This window comes from Phaeobacter sp. PT47_59 (assembly GCF_028890025.1).
GTDB lineage: Bacteria > Pseudomonadota > Alphaproteobacteria > Rhodobacterales > Rhodobacteraceae > Phycobacter.
Genome location: NZ_JARCJL010000006.1, coordinates 161,997 through 178,980 on the forward strand (window position 1 = coordinate 161,997; position 16,984 = coordinate 178,980).

The following is a 16,984-nucleotide window of genomic DNA, read 5'->3' on the forward strand; positions in this document are numbered from 1 at the left end:
TCCGAACATGCTTTGTCACCTCCGCAAGCAAGGACGGAGGACCCCATGACAGTACCGATGACTGAGGACGCATTGAACCGCATTGCCGAGGCCCTGGAGCGGATGTCGCCCGCGCCCCTGGAAGCGCCCGATTTCGATGCGGCGCCCGCCTTCGTCTGGCATGTCTCCCCGGATCGGCTGGCCCCGGTAGAGGCGGTGAACCGGGTCGATCTGGAGCTGCTGGTGGGCATCGACCGCTCGCGCGATACGCTCTTGGAGAATACCCGCCGGTTTGCCGAAGGGTCCGCCGCCAACAATGCCCTACTGTGGGGCGCGCGCGGCATGGGGAAATCGAGCTTGGTAAAGGCGGTGCATGGCGCGCTGATCGCCGATCATCCCGATCTGAAACTGGTGGAGCTGCAGCGCGAGGACCTGCCCTCGGTGGCGCGGCTTCTGAACCATCTGCGCGCCTCTTCCAAGCGGTTCATCCTGTTCTGCGATGACCTCTCGTTCAGCCATGACGATCAGCACTACAAGAGCCTGAAGGCGGTGCTGGATGGCGGTATCGAGGGGCGGCCCGAAAACGTGGTCTTCTATGCCACCTCGAACCGGCGCCACCTGATGCCGCGCGACATGATCGAAAACGAACGCTCCAGCGCCATCAATCCCTCAGAGGCGGTGGAGGAGAAGGTTTCACTCTCCGATCGCTTTGGTCTGTGGCTGGGCTTCCACCCCTGCGATCAGGACGAATTCCTGTCTATGATCGCGGGCTATTGCACCGCCTATGGCGTCACGGTCGACCCGGAGGTGCTGCGCGCCGAAGCGGTGGAGTGGCAGGCGACGCGCGGTGCGCGTTCGGGCCGGGTGGCCTGGCAGTATTTCACCGATCTGGCCGGGCGACACGGTGTTTCGCTCAGCTGAGGCATGGACCCGTCGCAGCAGACATATACCGCCGGATGCCTCTGCGGCGCGCTGCGAGTTGTCGCGCAAGGGGCGCCCTTGCGCGTGGGGATCTGCCATTGCCTGGATTGCCGCAAACATCATGGCGCGCTGTTCTATGCGGCGGCGGTGTTTCGCGGCGACATGGTCACGATCACGGGGGAAAGCCGGGCCTATCAGGGGCGCCATTTCTGTCCCCGCTGCGGCTCGTCTGTTTTTGCCTGCAGCGATGATGAGATTGAAGTGCACCTGGGGGCGATGGATGCGCAGGACCAGCTGGTGCCGAGCTACGAGCTCTGGACCCGGCGCCGCGAAAACTGGCTGCCCGCATTCCCCGACATGATCCGGTTCCCCGGAAATCGCACCGATCCGGAGAGCTAGACGGCTCGGTCAGCGCTCCCGTTCGGCCTAGGGTCTGGTCAGTTCAGATAGGGGAGTGGGTCGAGGCTTTCATAGCCGTTGCGGACCTCGAAGTGCAAAAAGGCATCCTTGCCATCGCGCAGCTTGGCAATGGGCTGGCCGCGCTTCACGGTCTCGCCCTTCTTCACCGAGATATCCGTCACATTGACGTAAAGCGTCAGCAGCTTGTTGGAGTGGCGGATCACCACGATCGGGATGTTCTTGGAATCCTTGGTGATGGCGGCCACTGTGCCCGCCTCGGCGGATTTCACCACCTGGCCGGGCGTGCCCGCGATATCGATGCCTTCGTTCTTGCCCTTGGAATAGGTGGAGATGATCTTGCCCTGCAACGGATAGGCCAGGGCGGCGTCGCTTTGGCGGGTGGGTTCGGGCACCTTCACAGTGGGCACCGCTGCCACGGCCTCGGAGGCCGGAGCGACCTCTTCGGTGGGCAGGGGTTTGGTGGCACTGGGCGGCGTAGGCGTTGCGCTGCCCGCGCCCGGCGGGGTCACCTCGGCGGTGCGGGTAGGGGCAGGCTGGTCCTTCAGCGGGATCAGCAGGTACTGGCCCTCGCGGATGGCAAAATCGCTGCCCAGCCCGTTCCACTCGGCCAGGGATTTCACCGGCACCTGGTAGAGGCGCGAGATGGTATAGGCGGTTTCGCCGCGCACCACCTTGTGGCGGATGGGTTCGGGGCCCTCCTGGACCTCGACCGGCGCTGGCCGCGGTGTGGGCTGCAGGGTCGTGGTGGTCACCGACCCGGGGTTGGGAGAGGTTTGCGGCGCGGCCTCGATGGCTTGCCCCGCAAGCGAGGCGATATCGACGCCGCCCGGCTGGGTCGATCCGGGCGCGATGCTGGTGGGCGCGCGTCGGGGCATCGCCAGAATCTCGTCCTTGCGCAGGGGATCAGACGGCTCCATGCCGTTGAACCGGGCCAGTTCGGTCGGGGTCAAGCCCACCCGGGTGGCCACATCCGCGACGGTGTCACCGCGCTGCGCCACCACCACCTGGTAGGAGGGGTAGGTGATCAGGCCGCGCTCATCGGCAGCAGGCCGGTCGGTGGTGGCGTTCTGGGCGGCGGCGGCGGTGCTGAAACCGCCGAATTGTCCGCGCAGGTCATAGTCGAGTGGGCCTTCGCAGCCAGCCAGCACGGCGAGGGTCGGAAGAAGGAGCAAAAGCCGTTCCGGGCGGCGCGGCTGGATGGGGGCAGTCTCGGTCATCTCGCTCTCCTCAAAATACCAATTCAATAATCGCCGGTCTCGTTCGGGCTCCATTTAGGTCTCTTTGCCGAGACCCTCAAGCAGGGGAACAAAACGAACCGGGCGCAATTCGTCATAATCAAGGCCCGTTTCCGTCTTGCGCACCCGGATCAGCGTCTGCACCGTGTCGGATTGCCCCACAGGCACCACCATGATGCCGCCGGTCTTCAACTGCGCCAGGAGCGGCCCGGGCGGGTCTTCGGCGGCGGCAGTGACGATGATGCGGTCAAAGGGCGCCTGATCCGGCAGGCCAAAGCTGCCATCGCCCACCAGCGAGGTCACATTGGGCAGGTGGAGCGCCTCAAACAGCGCCCGTGCCTCGCGCACCAGCCGGGCGTGGCGGTCGATGGTATAGACCCGCCGCGCCAGTTTCGACAGGATCGCCGCCTGGTAGCCGGATCCGGTGCCCACCTCCAGCACCGTATCACGGGGCGAGACCTGCAGGGCCTGGGTCATTAGCCCCACCACCGAGGGCTGCGAGATGGTCTGGCCGCAGGCAATCGGCAGAGGCGTGTCCTCATAGGCGCGCTGCGCAAAGATGCCGCGCACGAAGGGGCCGCGGTCGATCTCCTCCATCGCCTCCAGCACCAGCGGATCCGTCACCCCGCGCGAGCGCAGGGCGAACAGAAACTGCATCTTGGTCTCGGGATCGGGGCCTGTCATTCCAGAACCTTGAGGGCGTGCAGCGCATCATGGGCGGTCAGATCCGCGCGCATCGGGGTGACCGAGATATAGCCTTCGAGGTTGACCGAGGCATCGGTATCGGGCGCCGTGTGCACGTGTTGGTCACCGCCCTTGATCCAGACATAGCGCCGCCCATTGGGAGAGAGCTGTTCCTCGGCGGAAAACCGGGGTCCTGCGCGCAGCCCCTGCGCCACGGCGCGGGCGCCCTTGACGGCGGCGGCGGGGACGGGCGGGAAGTTGATGTTGTAGAACAGGCGGTAATCGCCATGGGCGTCCTGCGGGCTGGCCTTCAGGATGTCGCGGATCAGTGCGGCACCATGTTCCGCGGCCGCTTCAAACGGGTTGTCGAGCTTGGCATTATGGGGGCCGAAATACTGCGACAGGGCGAGGGCGGGAATGCCCTGCAGGGCGGCTTCCATGGCGCCGCCAAGGGTGCCGGAATAAAGCGCGTTCTCGGCCGAATTGTTGCCCCGGTTGATGCCCGAAAGGACCAGATCCGGCACCACATCCTGCATCGCCACATGCACACCTGCCAGCACGCAGTCCGCAGGCGAGCCTTCGGTGGCAAAGCGGCGCTCGCCCAGCTGGCTCAGCATCGAGGGGCGGGTGTAGCTGATGCAATGGCCGACGCCCGATTGTTCAAAGGCGGGCGCCACGGTCCAGACCTCGCCCTCGGGGCCGGCAACCTCATGGGCGATGGCTTCCAGAACCGTCAGGCCCGGTGCATTGATACCGTCGTCATTGGTTACGAGAATGCGCATAGAGCCCCCTGCCGCCGCCTGAATGGTGTTTGGATCTGAATAGGACGTTGAAAATACTGGGGCAAGCCTTTCGCAGGGGTGGGGGACGCTATCTTTCCAGCGGGGCATAGGCGCCACAGGTTTTTCCGGACCGCTGGCTGTTCAGCGCAACCGGGACGCTCCCGCCTGCTTTGGCTGCATTCTGCGAATGCCGCCGCGCAGTTGGGCCCGGCAGGCTGACGCCTGCGGGGCGAAAAGAGTGGCATCTGTCGTGCGCAACAGCGCCGCGCCATAGGCGCGGCGCCCGGCCCAACGCCGATCCTCATAACTACGATATGAGAGAGCGGGGGCGGGAGCGCAGCCTTGTTCTGGTCAGCCTTCGTCCTGAAGGATCAGAGGCAACAGGCGCGCGGCTTCGTCCTGCACTGGGGTGAGAGCGTCGCGGTCTTCCCCCGGGAAGAAGCGGGCGCGTAGGGCGGTGGGCATGGGCTGAGGTTCAACAATCTGAACAAATGGGCCGGTCTTGGCGCTTTCGGCCTGCCAGCTACGGGCCAGCGACATTTGCGCCGCCTTGGTGGCCCCATAGGCGCCGAAGAATTTTTCGCCCGCGCGCGGATCGTCAAAGAACACGGCACGTCCGCTCTGGCCGAGCAGGGGTGCTACATAGGGGATCAGCACCGAGGTGGCCGTGGCGTTCACCGCCACGGATTTCTCCCAGTCCTTGGGCGCGACAAAGGGCGCAGGGGACAGCGGTGCGGCGTGGATTGCCGTGTGCAGCCACAGGTCAAGCGATCCCCAGCGGTCATGGATGCCCCGGCAGAGCGTCGCCATCGCCTCGGGCACGGTCACGTCCATCGGCGCCAGGGTGGCGCTGCCGCCCTTGGCCTTGATGCGGTCATCCAGCTCTTCCAGGGCGCCGGTGGTGCGGGCCACGGCCACGATGTGATGGGTCGGGGCAAGCGCCTCTGCCAGGGCGGCGCCCAGGCCGCGCGAGGCGCCGGTGATAAGAGCGAGTTTCTGTGTCATGGCTGCCTTTTGGGCCTGTTGGGCTGGTGCGTCAAGGGGGCAGGGGGCTGCTGCAATCTGGCGCCTTTACGCGTCATAGATCAGCGAAGGGATATCGTGCCCGTAGGCATGCAGCATTTCCAACACTTCTTCCAGCTGCAGCCCCTCTTGCTGCAGGCGGGCAAGCAGGTGGCTGGGTTCCGAAACCTGCAATTCCGGGTATTCGCCTTCGGGCCGCATATGCAGCATGCAGGCCACCGGGCCGCCGTCATCGGGCGGGATGGCATTGGCAAGCCAGGCCGGGCGGCTGCCCAGGCTTTCCACCTCGCGCAGTTCGAACAGGTCGAGATAGGCTTCGAAATCATCCTGACCCAGGCTCGCCCAGGTGCCCAGGATGAACTCGGCACCACAGCCGCCTTGCACCGGCAGCGCCAGCACCGCGCGTACAAAGCGCAGATCGCCAAGGCGGCAGAAATCCTCGGCGAGCACATCGCCGCGCAGGCTCATCACCGCGGAATTGTCCTGCACCACCAAGTCTTCGGGGCAGGCATCCGGCCGGTCGCAGCTGAGGCTGAGCAGCTGCGCAAAGGTGGCGCCGCAGCAGCGGCATTTGCGCGTCGAGGTCAGCAATCGGGCAAGGTGGGCGTCCAAGGAAGGGCCTTTCATTGAGGTGCGGTCTGAAAAACGGACCATAGGAAAGGGCGCCGACCCCATGGGATCAGCGCCCTCCCTGATTGTGTTTGGCGACCTCTTACTCTGCGGCAGTCTTCATTTCAAACCCCCGTTCGATCATATCGGAGGGGGTCACGGGATATTCACCCGAGAAGCAGGCGTCGCAGTATTGCGGGCAGCCCTTGTCGCGGCCCGAGGGCTCGCCCACAGCGCGGTAAAGCCCGTCCAGCGAGATGAACTTGAGACTGTCGACCGCTAGATGTTCGGCCATCTGATCCTCGGTCATGGTGGCGGCCAGCAGCTTGTCGCGATCCGGCGTGTCGACGCCATAGAAACAGGGCCAGGCGGTGGGCGGAGAGGCAATGCGGAAATGCACCTCCTTGGCGCCCGCATCCAGGATCATCTCCTTGATCTTGCGGGATGTTGTGCCACGCACCACGGAATCATCCACCAGGATCACCCGCTTGCCCTGGATCAGGGCGCGGTTGACGTTCAGCTTCAGGCGCACACCCATGTTGCGGATCTGCTCGGTCGGCTCGATGAAGGTGCGGCCCATATACTGGTTGCGGATGATCCCCATGGCATAGGGGATGCCCGATTCCAGCGAATAGCCGATCGCCGCCGGGGTGCCGCTGTCGGGCACCGGGCAGACCAGATCCGCCTCGATCGGGTTTTCCTTGGCCAGTTCCCGCCCGATGGCTTCGCGGGTTTCATAGACCGAGCGACCGCCCAGGATCGAATCGGGGCGCGAGAAATATACATGTTCGAAGATGCAGAACTTCGAGGGCTGGCGACGGAAGGGGAAATGGCTTTCGACGCCCTTGTCGTTGATCACCACCATTTCGCCGGGTTCAATCTCGCGGATGAATTCGGCGCCGATGATATCCAGCGCACAGGTTTCCGAGCTGAGCGCATAGCCATCGCCGATCTTGCCGAGCACCAGCGGGCGCACGCCTAAGGGGTCGCGCACGCCGATCAGCTTGGTGCGGGTCATGGCGACGACGGAAAAGGCGCCTTCGACCTTGCGCAGCGCCTCTTCCATGCGGTCGGGGATCGACCGGCCCATGGAGCGCGCCATCAGGTGGATGATGCATTCGCTGTCGGATGAGCTTTGGAAGATCGAGCCGCGCTCGATCAGCTCGCGGCGCAGGGCGTTGGCATTGGTGATATTGCCGTTGTGGGCAATGGCAGCCCCGCCCATGGCGAATTCGCCAAAGAAGGGCTGCACGTCGCGGATCGCGGTCTGGCCTTTCGATCCGGCGGTGGAATAGCGCACGTGGCCGATGGCCAGCGGCCCGGGCACCGTGGCCATCACATCCTGCGAGGTGAAGTTGTCGCGCACATAGCCAAAGCGGCGCACGCTGTTGAACCCCTCGACAGGATCATGGGAGACGATACCGCCTGCCTCCTGTCCGCGGTGCTGCAGCGCATGCAGGCCAAGGGCTACGAAATTGGCGGCGTCCTGGACGCCGACGACGCCAAACACGCCGCATTCTTCGCGTAGTTTATCGTCGTCAAAGGGATGGGCGGGGGGCATCTGCGGCATCGGCAAGGCGTGTGGCTCCGAATCCGGGAATGAGTGATGGCCCTCACATAGAGCCTTCCTCCACGGATGTCACCAAAGGATCACAATTCCTTTGTGACCGGCGGATTTGTCGCGGAAGAAAAAGGGGGGCTGTTTCCACAGGCCCCCGGTCAGTTCTGCTCGTCTATTTGGTCTTGCCGGTGGTTTCGGTCGTCTCACGCGGCCAGAGCGGGCATGAAGACGGCGTCAAAGGGATCGGGGTAACGGGCATCTTCTGCCCCCATGCCGGTCTGCGACAGGGCGCGGCCTTCGTCGCTGGCCAGAACCTGGCGTACCTCGGTCAGGGAGAGTTCGCAGAAGGCGCCATCGGGGCCGCCTTCACCGGCCAGAACCAGCATGCCGCTTTCGGCCCAGATCAACTCTTCCTCGGTGCAGGTGATATGAATGCGGCCGATGCTTTCGGGGGCGGCTGCCTTGATGCCCTTGTGACCGGCCAGGTGGATCAGCTTGGCGGTGACCAGCGGCAGGCCAAACAGGCGCTCTGCGGCGTCCAGTTCCAGCGCCACGGTCTGATCGGCGGGCAGCAGCAGGTCGGTGTCATTGCCAAGGGCGCCAGCCGGCACATGCATCAGCGTTGTCAGGCGCGGCACCGCGTGGCGCACCGCCTGCACTTCCTGGGCGCCACCGTCGAAGGTGTAGATCATGTCACCTGGCTTCACGTCGCGGGCCTGGATGAAGCCACGGTCGGTTTCCACCAGGGTGGAGGGCAGGAAACCACCTTCGCGAGGGCGCAGCGGCGTGGTGTCGATGGGGGTCTCCAGCAGGGACGCGCAGTTGAAAACGGAAAAATCCAACAGCATGTCCACCGGCTGGTAGTCAGCGAAAGAGTTGAAATGATCCAGCAACATTTTCGTGTCCCTTCTGAGATCGAGTGGCTTTCTGCCTGTCGTGGATCCTAATTGGCCCCCGAATTGGGCCGAAAATGGGGCAAGGGTGCGGCCAATTTAGAATTTGACCCATTTTTCGGGGACAAAATTGGAATTTTTGCCCGGATTGTTAACCAATTGACCGCTGTGGATCAGATTTTGTTAAGAATTACCCCTTGCCAAGACTGGAAAGGCGGCAGCGGCAGGGCGCGGTGATTCTGAAGGTGCCCACAGAGGGCGAATCTGCCTGATCAAGAGCTTGCATGGCCGGGAGCGCTGAGGTGGATTCTGGCTATGCTTATGTTTTGAATGAAAAAAGAGCGCCTCAAGGGGCGCTCTCATTGTTTTGGGCATGGAGTGAGGGCGGGCTGATCAGTCCTCGCAGGCGCCGATCAGGGCCTCGTACTGTTGGGTGACCCAGCCAAGCGCCTGCTCGGGATTGCGGTCCTCGATCTTGCCGATCATGCGTTCGAACACCACGGCAGAGCGGCTTTCGTCAACGATTGTAAAGCTCTGCCCGGTCATCACCACATTATAGAGGAAGAAGGCAATCGCCACCAAAAGGATGCCGCGCAAGACGCCGAAGAAGAAGCCCGCGCCCTGATCCAGCCCGCCCAGGGCTGAGCGCTGCACCAAGGAGGAAAACAGCGGGGTGAAGAAGGAGGCGACAATCAGGGCCAGGGCAAAGACGGCCGCAAAGGCGGCGATGATCGACAATTCGCAGCTGTCGGCGATGAAGTCCCCGACCACCGGGATCTCTGCCATCAGCGGCTCGACTTGTGGGGCGAACATGAAGGCAAGGACACCGGCGGCGATCCAGCCTGCGATGGCCATTGCCTCGCGCACCAGACCGCGCGAATAGGCCAGCAATGCCGATACAACTATGACCAGGGCCACGACCCCGTCGATAATGGTGAAACCTTCCATGTCCCTCGCCCGTTAGCGCACAGTAAAATTCTTTCGGCGACTTTAGCCGGCCCCGAAGAATTCGCCAACAAAACCGGTGAGGTCGTCAACCTTGCGCTGAGCCAGGCCTTTGACCGATACGGATTTGCCGCCGCCGGGGGCAATGGCTGAGGTGAAACCAAGTTTTTGCGCCTCTTTCAACCTGTTTTCTGTCTGAGGCGCGGGTCTGAGGGCACCAGATAGCGAGATTTCTCCGAATATTGCGGTATCGGCGGGAAGGGCGGTGTCCTCGCGGGCGCTCAGCAGTGCGGCGGCGACCGCCAGATCGGCGGCGGGTTCAGAGATCTTCATGCCGCCCGCCACATTGAGATAGACATCAAGACCGGCGAAAGGAATGCCGCAACGCGCCTCCAGCACCGCAAGGATCATGGCCAGGCGCGATGAGTCCCAGCCCACCACCGCACGGCGCGGCTGGGAGTGGGGGGAGGGGGCGACCAGCGCCTGAAGTTCCACCAGCACGGGGCGGGTGCCTTCGATGCCGGCAAAGACCACCGATCCGGGCGAGGGCTGGCCACGTTCGGAGAGGAACAGGGCAGAGGGGTTCACCACTTCGGCCAGGCCACCGCCGGTCATCTCGAAGACGCCGATCTCATCCGCCGGGCCAAAGCGGTTCTTCACGGCGCGCAGGATGCGGAACTGGTGGCCGCGCTCGCCCTCGAAATAGAGGACGGTGTCGACCATATGCTCCACCACGCGGGGGCCTGCGATCTGGCCCTCCTTGGTGACATGGCCGACCATGATGATGGAGATGCCGTTGGTCTTGGCAAAGGTTGTGAGTTCGTGCGCGGCGGCGCGGACCTGGCTGACCGACCCCGGCGCGCTGTCCACGTGATCGGCCCACATGGTCTGGATCGAATCGATGATGGCAAGCTGGGGTTTTTCCGCCTCCAGCGTGGTCAGGATGTCCCGCAGGTTGGTTTCCGCGGCGAGTTTCACCGGCGCCTGTGCCAGGCCAAGGCGTTGCGCCCGCATGCGGACCTGGGCACTGGCCTCTTCACCGCTGACATAGACGGTCTTGAGGCCTGCCCTGGCAAAGCGGGCGGCGGCCTGCAACAGGAGCGTCGATTTGCCGATACCGGGATCGCCCCCCACCAGGATGGCCGAAGCGGGCACCAAGCCACCGCCCAGGACCCGGTCAAGCTCGCCGACACCGGACTGGCTGCGCGGCGGCGGTGTTTCCTCGACCGCAAGATCGGAAAGCGGAATGGTGCGCCCACGCCGCATGCCGAGGCTTTTCTTGGCAGGGCCGCCAGAGGAGAGGCCCTTGTCCTCGGCTATGGTGTTCCACTCGCCACAGCCTTCGCAGCGGCCGGACCATTTGGAGAAGCTGGCGCCACAGGCCGAGCAGGAGAAGGAAGATGATTTTGCCATGGGGCTGTTTTGCCCGATGTTCAGGGTTTGTTCAAGGCGTAAGGTAGGTCTCCCGCCCGTCGCTGGATCCCGAGCGGGATCCGCTCCCGTTTGGCCCGGCACCGCTGCCGCGGTGCGGCCAGATCAGGAAAGCACCGCTGCCGCGGTGCCGCCGCTGGCGCGGCGTAAAGGATTTGCTGAGAGGCGATTCAGGGGCAGGTCTGCCCTGAATGCGCGATTTCGAGTCTATGTGGATCAAAGCCGCGTCAATGATCTGCGACCTTGCTGCGCAAGGCGGCGCCTGCGCGCCGTCATTGACCCGGATTTGATCGCAGGCTGCGCTCGGTCATGAGGCCGAGCGCGATGGAGGCGAGGATGCAGGCGGAGAAGAGATAAAGGCCCCAGCCGGTCTCGATCGTGACGTAGCCGATGCCCTTGGCAATGGTGATGTAGAGCGCGATGAGGAAGATGTCGGCCATGGCGAGCTTGCCCAGCAGATGCAGCACCGGTTGGGCACGGGGATCCAGCAGGCCCCATTGCACCAGCGCAAGGCCGATGGTCTTGAGGTAGGGGGCGAAGATGGCAAAGAAAGTCACCAGCAGCGCCAGTACCACATCGCTGCCCCAGAGCGATTGCAACCCGGTGATGACGCTGATCTCGGAGAGGCCGAACAGAGGCAGTAGCCCCGCGCGCAGCAAAGGCGCGAACCAGGCGATGGGGTAGAGGATCAAGAGCGACAGGGTGGCGAGGCGGAGGATCATGTGGGTTCGATGTTGTGGGTCTGCCTAGATGTGTGCCTTCTGCTGCTGATTTTTAAGGGGAAAGTTGCACGGCAGTCATCGGCCGGGGCAGGCCGTGAACTCTTCCCAGTCATTTGCAGTGAGACCCGCAAGGAAATCTTGAGCTGTCGTTTACCGCACCGCCTCGATCGGACCCTCCGCGCGGCCGTGGATGAACTGGTCGAGGTAGGGATCGCCCGAATTGTCCATCTGGGCAACCGGGCCGGTCCATTTGATCACCCCGTCATGCAGCATGGCGATATTGTCGGCGATGGCGCGCACCGAGGTCATGTCGTGGGTGATGGTCATGGCGGTGGCGCCCATCTCGACCACGATTTCGCGGATCAGATCGTTGATCACCCCCGCCATGATCGGGTCCAGGCCGGTGGTGGGCTCATCAAAGAAGATGATCTCCGGCTCGGCGGCGATGGCGCGGGCAAGGCCGACGCGTTTCTGCATGCCGCCCGAGAGTTCGGCGGGCAAACGATCCGCGACATCGGCTTTCAGGCCGACGCGGCGCAGTTTCTCGATGGCGATTTCGCGGGCCTCTTCGGCGGGGCGTTTCAGCGTGCCGCGCATCAGGCGGAAGGCGACGTTCTGCCAGACGGGCAGGGAGTCAAACAGCGCCCCGCCCTGAAACAGCATGCCGAACCGCGCCAGAAAGGCATCGCGGTCGCCTGCATCCGCCGGTTTGCCATCCACCAGAATGCTGCCGCTGTCGGGTTTGATGAGGCCCAGGACGCATTTCAGCGCCACCGATTTGCCGGTGCCGGAGCCGCCGATGATCACCATCGAGGTGCCCTTGGGGACCTCCAGCGTCATGCCGCGCAGAACCTGGTTGGAGCCAAAGGCCTTATGTACGTTTTCGAGCTTGATCATACCGAGAAGAACACCCCCGTCAGCAGGAAGTTGGCGGCCAGGATCAGGATGGCGGCGGCCTCGACCGATCCTTTGGTGGCGCGGCCCACGCCCTGCGCACCGCGGCCCGATTGCATGCCGTAGTAGCAGCCCATCAGGGCGGCGATGGTGCCAAAGGCGGCGCCTTTCACCAGCGAGGAGATCACATCGAGCGGTTCAAGGAAATCTACGGTGTTCTTGAGATAGGCAGCGGCGTTGAAATCGAGGTTATGCACCGCAACCGCATAGCCGCCGGCGATGCCGATGATATCGCCGATCCCGACCAGGAGCGGCACGGTCAGGAAGGCTGCCAGCACGCGGGGGGCGACGAGGTATTGCATCGGGTTGGTCGATAGCGTCACCAGGGCGTCGATCTGCTCGGTCACCTTCATGGTGGCGATCTCGGCCGCGATGGAGGAGGTGACGCGGGCGGCGATCATCAGGCCAACTAGAACCGGGCCAAGTTCGCGCACCATGCCGATGGCGACGATTTGCGGCACCACGGCTTCGGCGTTGAAACGGGCGCCGCCGGCGTAGATCTGCAGGGCCAGCGCACCGCCGGTGAAGATTGCGGTCAGCCCCACCACCGGCAGCGACAGCCAGCCAACATGCAACAGGGCGGTCAGCGTCTCGCGGCCATAGAACGGCGGGCGGATCATGTAGGACAGCGTGGAGAGCGCAAACAGGGCGACACGACCGATGGCGGACAGCATATCGAGCGCCAGGCGGCCGATGCGGGCAAGAAGGGCGAGCGGGTTCATCCCTTGTAGCTCCTTGCGTAGCGCGCGCCCATCGAGGTCAGGATCTCGTAGCCGATGCTGCCCGCCGCATCGGCGAGGCTGTCTACGGTCTGCACCTCATTGAGCAGGGTCAGCGCGGCGGGGTCGCTGTCGAGGTCGGTCACGTCGATGGTGATCAGATCCATCGAGATCCGCCCCACCACCGGGCAGGCCGTGTCACCGGCATAGGCCTGAATGCCGCCACCGCCCATGGCGCGCAGCAACCCGTCGGCATAGCCAGCGGCCACGGTTGCGATGCGGCTGGGGCGCTGGGCGGTCCAGGTGTTGCCATAGCCGACGGTCTCGCCGGGCATCAGGTCGCGGATCTGGATCACCGGCAGGTCGAGCTGCACCACCGGCAGGGCATCGCCGTAGGGGGCGCCGCCATAAAGACCGATGCCCGGACGGCAGAGGTCGAAATGATAGTCGGGGCCAAGCAGGATGCCTCCGGTGGCCGAGAGCGAGCGCGGCACCTCGATCCCGTCGGTCATCTCGTGGAAGGTCTTGAGCTGCTGTGCATTCATCGGATGCGCGGGTTCATCAGCGCAGGCCAGGTGCGACATCAGCAGGACCGGGCCTTGTCCCAGCGCGATATCGCGTACAGCCGCCCATTCGCCGGGCTCCATCCCCAAACGGTTCATGCCGCTGTCCAGCTGCACGCCAAAGGGGTGGCCGGGCAGGCTTTCGAAATGGCGCAGCATCTGGTCGAGCGAGTTGAGCATCGGGGCCAGTTGGAAATCGCGCAGCAGGCCGGTGTCGCCCTCCATATGGCCGGAGAAGACGGAAATGCCGGGACCAGGCCCCAGGGCGCGGCGCAGGGCGACGCCTTCCTCGGCGGCCGCCACAAAGAAATTGCGCGCACCGGCCTTGGCCAGGGCGGTTGCCACGCGGCCTGAATCCAGGCCGTATCCATTTGCCTTGACCACCGCGGCGGTTTCGCAGTTGGTCTTTGCATCAAGATTGCGCCAGTTGGTCACCAGCGCATCAAGGTTGATTGTCAGTCGTGCCGTGCTCATGCGCTGTTCATGACATGCGCGCAGCAGGGGTCAAGTGGAATTCGGTGCTGCAGGGCTGTGTTGCGCCTTCGATGGCGCTGTCTTGCCGGTGGCGGGTGCCTACGTCGGCATGGTGGCGTTGGAGTGCCAGAAGATCCGCACGCAGGTGGCAAGGCCCTGATCGTTCAGCTCTGCCACCAGGGTGCCGTCCAGCTCCATCCGGGGCAGGGGATCGCCGGGCTGGCGATCGGGCAGGCCGGTGCCGGTGGATTTCGCCCAGATCTGGAACAGTTCCTCGCTGGCGACCTGATAGGTGACGTTCCAATGGCCGACGCCGCCCTTTGGGGTTTCGGCCAACACGCTGGGGGTCAGGCAAATGTCCTGTTGCAGCTTGATCCGATCCCAGTAGCGGGCCAGTTCTTCGGGGCCGGTCTGCACCTGAAAGGGCGTGTTCCAATATTGCCCATCGGGGGTAAAGAGCGCGGCAAAGCCTTCGGAATCCTGCGCCTCCCACACCCGTTTGTAGGCCTGCATGAAATCGTGAATGCTCATTGGAAATCCTCTGCCTGGGAAGAGTTATTCGTAGCCGTCCGGCTGCTGCTGCCAGGATTTGGCGAGGTTGCCAAAGCGGGTGAATTGCGCCTCGAACGACAGTTCCACCGTGCCGATGGGACCGTGACGCTGCTTGCCGACGATGACCTCGGCCTTGGCATGCAACCGCTCCATCGCGGCCTTCCATTCTTCCATCTTGTCCAGTTCGTGATCGCCGGGCTTTTCACGCTCTTTATAGTATTCCTCGCGGAACACGAACATCACCACGTCGGCGTCCTGTTCGATCGAGCCGGATTCCCGAAGATCCGACAGCTGCGGGCGTTTGTCATCGCGGCTTTCCACCTGACGCGACAGCTGCGACAGCGCAATCACCGGGATGTTCAACTCCTTGGCGATGGCCTTCATCCCCATCGAGATCTCGGCGATCTCATTGACCCGGTTGTCGGACATGCCGCGGCAAAGCTGCAGGTAGTCGATCACCAGAAGATCCAGGCCATGGGTCCGTTTCAGGCGGCGGGCGCGGGCGGCCAGCTGCGAGATCGGCAGGGCGGGCGTGTCGTCGATGAACAAGGGGCAGCTTTCCAGATCCTTGGCGGCCTGCACGAAGCGGCGGAATTCGCTTTCGCTCATGTCGCCCTGGCGGATCTTGTGGCTGGAAATCTCGGACGCCTCGGCCAGGATCCGCCCGGCCAGCTGTTCGGCGCTCATCTCGAGCGAAAAGAAGCCCACCACGCCGCCATCCACGGCACCCTCGGTCCCGTCAGGCTTCACACCCTTCTTGTAGGCCTTGGCCACGTTGAAGGCGACGTTGGTCGCAAGCGAGGTCTTCCCCATCGAAGGGCGCCCCGCGAGGATCAGAAGGTCCGACGGGTGAAGGCCGCCTAGCTGCTTGTCGAGATCGGTCAGCCCGGTGGAAATCCCCGCCATGCCGCCGCCGCGCTGATAGGCCTCGTTGGTGACATTGACCGCCTCGGTGACGGCCTTGAGGAAGGATTTGAAGCCGCTTTCGGTCTGGCCCTGTTCGGCCAGCTGATAGAGCGACTGTTCCGCCTCGACGATCTGCTCTTTCGGTTCCGAGGACACATCCACCCGCCGCGCCTTGTCGGCGATGGACTGGCCAAGGGCGATCAGCTCGCGCCGGATCGCCAGATCGTAGATCATCTGCGCATAGTCGCGCACCGCAAAGACCGAGATCGACGCACCGGCGAGTTTCGCCAGATAGGCGGGGCCGCCAAGCTCCTTCAGACCCTCGTCATCCTCCATGAAGGCCTTCAGCGTCACCGGCGAGGCCAGCGCGTTCTTGGAAATCCGCGCGGCGGCGATTTCGTAGATGCGGGTGTGGACCGGATCGTAGAAATGCGAGGAGTCGATGATCGAGGCGACCCGGTCATAGACGTCATTGTTGGTCAGGATCGCGCCCAGAAGTTGCTGTTCGGCCTCTACCGAATGGGGCAGCTCGTTCGCCTCCATGCCACTGGCCTGCTGCGGAGCATCCGGTTCCGGCATCGGGGCGGGGGGCTGGTCTCCGTCGAATGGGGTCAATTCGTTCATCGCGGCTCTCTTCAGTCGGTCCGGATAGATAGGGCAATTCAGGCGCTCAAATCCATCTGGAAATCACCGTGGACAAGCTGTGGGCAGGCTGTGGAGAACTCTCCGCCGCCTGTTGATGATTTCCCATTTGGACCCAAAAGCGCCTGTGGCGCGCAATATCCGGTAGGATGGCATGGGTGGGCCGCAAAATAAAGGGGGCGGCGCCCCTGCGGCCTGTACATGCAAGAACCGGGGCCTGATCCGGCCCCGGTTATCTAGCTGACAGCGGTGCCGTCTTTAGGCGGATTTATGCGCATCCTGCCAGGCGCGGGGGTCTTTCAGGAAGGTTTCCACCTCATCCAGCGTTGCGGTGCTGAAGGCGCCTTGCGCGCGGGCCTCGGCCAGGACATCCCACCAGGTGCAGAGGTAATGCAGCTCCACCCCGTGGTCGCCCAGCGTCTTGGTCGTTTCTGGGAAGATGTCGTAGTAGAAGATCACCGCCGTGTGCCCGCAGGTGGCCCCGGTTTCCCGGATCGCATCCACGAAGGACAGCTTCGAGCCGCCATCGGTGGTCAGATCCTCGACCAAGAGCACCCGCTCGCCCTCGCTCATGGCGCCTTCGATGCGGGCGTTGCGGCCGTATCCTTTGGGTTTCTTGCGCACATAGGTCATCGGCAGCGCCATGCGCTCGGCGACCAGGGCGGCAAAGGGGATGCCGGCGGTCTCACCACCTGCGATATTATCAAAGGCCTCGAACCCTGCGTTGCGCATCACGGTGACGGTCATGAAATCCATCAGCGTCGAGCGGATACGCGGGAAGGAGATCAGCTTGCGGCAGTCGATATAGCTGGGCGAGGGCAGGCCGGAGGCCAGCGTATAGGGCGTTTCCGTGTTGAAATTCACCGCGCCGATTTCCAGCAGCATCCGGGCAGACAGGCGGGCGATTTCTTCGGCGGTGGGGTAGGAGGAGGGGATCATGGGCAGGTCCTTTGCTTCGGGTCGGGGCTG

At 63.8% G+C, this 16,984-nt stretch carries 18 protein-coding genes; 2 read left to right on the plus strand and 16 right to left on the minus strand.

Going from position 1 to position 16,984, the window contains the following annotated elements; all coding sequences use genetic code 11:
* Positions 1 to 57 precede the first annotated feature (57 nt).
* The gene (locus PXK01_RS07815) at positions 58 to 900 is read left to right on the plus strand and encodes an ATP-binding protein (RefSeq protein WP_274848303.1); all 843 of its coding nucleotides are present in this window, start codon (positions 58 to 60) and stop codon (positions 898 to 900) included.
* Positions 901 to 903: 3 nt separating this feature from the next.
* Entirely contained in the window at positions 904 to 1,299 is a 396-nt protein-coding gene (locus tag PXK01_RS07820) for a GFA family protein (protein WP_274859553.1), read from the plus strand.
* Positions 1,300 to 1,337: 38 nt separating this feature from the next.
* Here the strand turns inward: PXK01_RS07820 and PXK01_RS07825 are convergent, their stop codons facing one another.
* The 16 genes from PXK01_RS07825 to PXK01_RS07900 all read right to left on the minus strand — a co-directional run bounded on the left by PXK01_RS07825 (position 1,338) and on the right by PXK01_RS07900 (position 16,954).
* Positions 1,338 to 2,537 carry a peptidoglycan DD-metalloendopeptidase family protein gene (locus tag PXK01_RS07825; RefSeq protein ID WP_274859554.1) on the minus strand — a complete coding sequence of 400 codons (1,200 nt, stop codon included), beginning with the start codon at positions 2,535 to 2,537 and terminating at the stop codon, positions 1,338 to 1,340.
* Positions 2,538 to 2,591: 54 nt separating this feature from the next.
* Entirely contained in the window at positions 2,592 to 3,239 is a 648-nt protein-coding gene (locus tag PXK01_RS07830) for a protein-L-isoaspartate(D-aspartate) O-methyltransferase (protein WP_274848239.1), read from the minus strand.
* Positions 3,236 to 4,021: a 5'/3'-nucleotidase SurE gene (surE, locus tag PXK01_RS07835; protein WP_274859555.1), complete on the minus strand. Its 786-nt coding sequence runs from the start codon at positions 4,019 to 4,021 to the stop codon at positions 3,236 to 3,238. Before surE ends, PXK01_RS07830 begins: the two co-directional genes overlap by 4 nt.
* A 351-nt stretch (positions 4,022 to 4,372) precedes the next feature.
* A complete protein-coding gene (locus PXK01_RS07840; protein WP_274859556.1) occupies positions 4,373 to 5,026 on the minus strand; it encodes an SDR family NAD(P)-dependent oxidoreductase in 654 nt (217 codons plus the stop codon).
* Positions 5,027 to 5,092: 66 nt separating this feature from the next.
* Positions 5,093 to 5,656 (minus strand): DUF2199 domain-containing protein, encoded by a 564-nt coding sequence (locus PXK01_RS07845; RefSeq protein WP_274859557.1) that lies wholly within the window; start codon positions 5,654 to 5,656, stop codon positions 5,093 to 5,095.
* 100 nt (positions 5,657 to 5,756) lie between these two features.
* Entirely contained in the window at positions 5,757 to 7,214 is a 1,458-nt protein-coding gene (purF, locus tag PXK01_RS07850; RefSeq protein ID WP_446728429.1) for an amidophosphoribosyltransferase, read from the minus strand.
* 203 nt (positions 7,215 to 7,417) lie between these two features.
* Complete coding sequence (locus tag PXK01_RS07855) at positions 7,418 to 8,110, minus strand: Hint domain-containing protein (protein ID WP_274848246.1); 693 nt, start codon at positions 8,108 to 8,110, stop codon at positions 7,418 to 7,420.
* Positions 8,111 to 8,500: 390 nt separating this feature from the next.
* Positions 8,501 to 9,055, minus strand: a complete 555-nt coding sequence (locus tag PXK01_RS07860; RefSeq protein WP_274848248.1) for a CvpA family protein — start codon at positions 9,053 to 9,055, stop codon at positions 8,501 to 8,503.
* Positions 9,056 to 9,097: 42 nt separating this feature from the next.
* Positions 9,098 to 10,465 (minus strand): DNA repair protein RadA, encoded by a 1,368-nt coding sequence (radA, locus tag PXK01_RS07865; protein ID WP_274848249.1) that lies wholly within the window; start codon positions 10,463 to 10,465, stop codon positions 9,098 to 9,100.
* Positions 10,466 to 10,755: 290 nt separating this feature from the next.
* A complete protein-coding gene (locus PXK01_RS07870; protein WP_274859559.1) occupies positions 10,756 to 11,205 on the minus strand; it encodes a paraquat-inducible protein A in 450 nt (149 codons plus the stop codon).
* Between the two features lie 150 nt (positions 11,206 to 11,355).
* The gene (locus PXK01_RS07875) at positions 11,356 to 12,102 is read right to left on the minus strand and encodes an ABC transporter ATP-binding protein (RefSeq protein ID WP_274848251.1); all 747 of its coding nucleotides are present in this window, start codon (positions 12,100 to 12,102) and stop codon (positions 11,356 to 11,358) included.
* Complete coding sequence (locus PXK01_RS07880) at positions 12,099 to 12,881, minus strand: MlaE family ABC transporter permease (RefSeq protein ID WP_274848252.1); 783 nt, start codon at positions 12,879 to 12,881, stop codon at positions 12,099 to 12,101. The genes PXK01_RS07875 and PXK01_RS07880 overlap by 4 nt, the downstream gene beginning before the upstream one ends.
* Positions 12,878 to 13,915 (minus strand): alanine racemase, encoded by a 1,038-nt coding sequence (gene alr / locus PXK01_RS07885; protein ID WP_274859560.1) that lies wholly within the window; start codon positions 13,913 to 13,915, stop codon positions 12,878 to 12,880. Before alr ends, PXK01_RS07880 begins: the two co-directional genes overlap by 4 nt.
* 99 nt (positions 13,916 to 14,014) lie before the next feature.
* Positions 14,015 to 14,446 carry a YybH family protein gene (locus PXK01_RS07890; RefSeq protein ID WP_274859561.1) on the minus strand — a complete coding sequence of 144 codons (432 nt, stop codon included), beginning with the start codon at positions 14,444 to 14,446 and terminating at the stop codon, positions 14,015 to 14,017.
* Between the two features lie 24 nt (positions 14,447 to 14,470).
* Complete coding sequence (locus PXK01_RS07895; RefSeq protein ID WP_274848257.1) at positions 14,471 to 15,997, minus strand: replicative DNA helicase; 1,527 nt, start codon at positions 15,995 to 15,997, stop codon at positions 14,471 to 14,473.
* Positions 15,998 to 16,273: 276 nt separating this feature from the next.
* On the minus strand, positions 16,274 to 16,954 hold the full coding sequence (locus PXK01_RS07900; protein ID WP_274848258.1) for an orotate phosphoribosyltransferase: 681 nt from the start codon (positions 16,952 to 16,954) through the stop codon (positions 16,274 to 16,276).
* Positions 16,955 to 16,984: the final 30 nt, after the last annotated feature.